Source organism: Actinoallomurus acaciae, from assembly GCF_042429965.1.
GTDB lineage: Bacteria > Actinomycetota > Actinomycetes > Streptosporangiales > Streptosporangiaceae > Actinoallomurus > Actinoallomurus acaciae.
The window spans coordinates 1-2,424 of the sequence record NZ_JBHLZP010000833.1 but is presented as its reverse complement, the minus strand read 5'-3'; the positions used below and the strand labels follow the sequence as shown (position 1 = coordinate 2,424).

General features: G+C 72.7%; 3 protein-coding genes. All 3 read left to right on the top strand.

The features are described from left to right. Window positions 1-197 precede the first annotated feature (197 nt). Window positions 198-782, top strand: coding sequence for a MaoC family dehydratase (locus ACFFNX_RS47705; RefSeq protein ID WP_378213048.1), 585 nt, complete (start codon window positions 198-200; stop codon window positions 780-782). Window positions 783-837: 55 nt separating this feature from the next. After that, complete coding sequence (locus ACFFNX_RS47700) at window positions 838-2,121, top strand: acetyl-CoA hydrolase/transferase family protein (RefSeq protein ID WP_378213047.1); 1,284 nt, start codon at window positions 838-840, stop codon at window positions 2,119-2,121. A 6-nt stretch (window positions 2,122-2,127) separates the two neighbouring features. Further along, window positions 2,128-2,424, top strand: a 297-nt coding sequence (locus tag ACFFNX_RS47695) for an alcohol dehydrogenase catalytic domain-containing protein (RefSeq protein WP_378213046.1), incomplete at its 3' end; no start/stop codon positions are given.

The window sequence follows — 2,424 nt, the reverse complement described above, 5'->3', positions numbered from 1 at the left end:
CCGCCGCCGGCTGCAACGCCGTACGGCAGGCCACCCCGTGGGCGGACCGGCACCGGATGATGCCGTTCCCGCGCCGCTTCGACGACCAGTTCGCCCGCGCCGCCCGAGCCCGCGCGTGACGCCGGGGCGGGCACGCGCGGGCCGCACCGGTCGGGAACGATGGGGTGAGGCGCGAACACGCGAAGGAGTCGCCGAAGATGAACGAACCGAACACGGGCGAGACGGCGCGGTCCGGCGGCACGGTGTCCTGGACCGGCCGCTACTTCGAGGACTTCACGGTCGGCGACGTGTACCGGCATCCGCTCGGACGCACCGTGACCGCCACCGACAACGCGTGGCTGACGCTGCTGACCCAGAACACCGCGCCGCTGCACTTCGACACGCACTACGCCGCCCAGACCGAGTTCGGCAGGCCGCTGGTCGACTCGACGTTCACGCTCGCGCTGGTCACCGGGCAGAGCGTGACCGACATCTCCCAGCACGTGATGGCCAACCTCGGCTGGGACCGGGTGCGGATGCCGAACCCGCTGTTCGAGGGCGAGACCGTCTACTCCCAGTCCGAGGTGCTGTCCGCCCGGCCCTCCCGGTCCCGGCCGGACGTCGGCGTCGTCACCGTCCGTACGGTCGGGTTCACCTCCGAGGGAAGGATCGTCATCACCTTCGAGCGCACACTGCTGGTCTACAAGCGCGGACGCGGGCCGCGCTTCGCCGACGTCCAGCCCGACTGGGACCGCCGTTCACGTGCCGCCGCCGGCCTCCCGGTCGACGACGAGCCCTCATGACCGGGCGAGGCGATGGAAGCGGAAACACCCCCCAGTGGTCACCGAAGGAGAGCCCATGACCGCGATCGCGCGGCTGGACCGGCCGAACGCTCCGGCGGACGTGCTCGAGCACGTCACCGCCGGGGCGGACCTGATCGTCCCGTTGTCCAACGGAGAGCCGCACACGGTCATGGACGCCCTGGAGGCGGGCGCCGCGGGGCTCACCGGCGTCCGGGTGCACCAGATGGACCCGGTGCGCGAGCGCCCCTACATCCGGGGGGAGTTCCCCGGGCGGCTGGAGCACGTCAGCTACTTCCTCGGCCCCGGCGACCGCCGGGCCTACTGGAACGGCACGTGCGAACTCGTGCCCGCGCACTTCAGCGAGGTGCCGCTCCTGCTGCGCCAGACGCGCCATGACCTGGTGGTGGCGGCGGCGAGCCCGCCCGACCGGCACGGGTACTTCAGCCTCGGCACCAACGCCGACTACGTGTCCTCCTTCATCGGCGAGACGCCGTTCTTCCTGGAGGTCAACGCGCGGATGCCGCGGACGTCGGGGCAGAACCAGCTGCACATCAGCCAGGTGGCCGGATGGTGCGAGGCGGACTACCCGCTCGCCGAGACGGTCCCGCCCGAACCGGACGAGCGGGACGGCAGGATCGCCGGGTACATCGCGGAGCGCGTGCCGGACGGCGCCTGCCTTCAGGTCGGGGTCGGCCGGATCCCGAACGCCCTCCTCTCGGCGCTGCGCTCCCATCGGCATCTCGGCGTGCACACCGAGGCGATGTCCGACGGCCTCATGGACCTGGTCGAATGCGGAGCGCTGACCGGCGCGCGCAAGCGTCACCAGCGCAACAAGCACGTCGCGACGTTCTGCGTCGGCAGCCGCCGGTTCTTCGACTGGCTCGACGACAACCGCTCGGTGGCGCTGCTGCCGGTGGAGTGGGTGAACAGCCCCCGCGTCATCGCGCGCGAGCCGCTGATGGTCTCGATCAACGCGACGAGCGAGGTCGACCTGCGCGGTCAGGCCGCCAGCGAGACGATCGCCGGGCGATACTGGTCCGGCTCGGGCGGCCAGACCGACTTCGCCCGCGGCGCGATGTACTCGCCGGGCGGCCGGGCGTTCCTGGTGACCCACGCGACCACCCGCGACGGCATCAGCAGGATCACCGTCGACCTGCCACCGGGCAGCCCGGTCACGACGCTGAAGAACACGGTCGACAACGTGGTGACCGAGTACGGTGTCGCCGAGCTGCGAGGACGGAGCCTGTCCCGCCGTGCCGAGGCCCTCATCGCCATCGCGCACCCGGACCACCGCGACCGGCTGCGCCACGGCGCCCGGAAGGCCGGCCTGCTCCGCTGACCCCGGATGACGATCTCCGGCCCGGTGGACCGATCCTGGTGCCAGGGGGGTGTGCTCGTCCGCGGTCACGCGGGGGAGGAGGAACCGGAGATGCGGGCCTGTGGAGTGACCGAGGCCGGCGGGAGGGTCCGGACGCTGGAACTGCCGGACCCGGGCCCGCCCGGCGCCGGCCAGGTCGTGGTCGCGGTGGAGGCCGCCGGAGTCGGGGCCTGGGACCGCCTGACCTACACCGGCGGATGGGACGTCGGGCTGGTCCCGCCCGCGGCGCTGGGCGTCGAGGGCGCCGGGCGGGTGGTCGCCGTC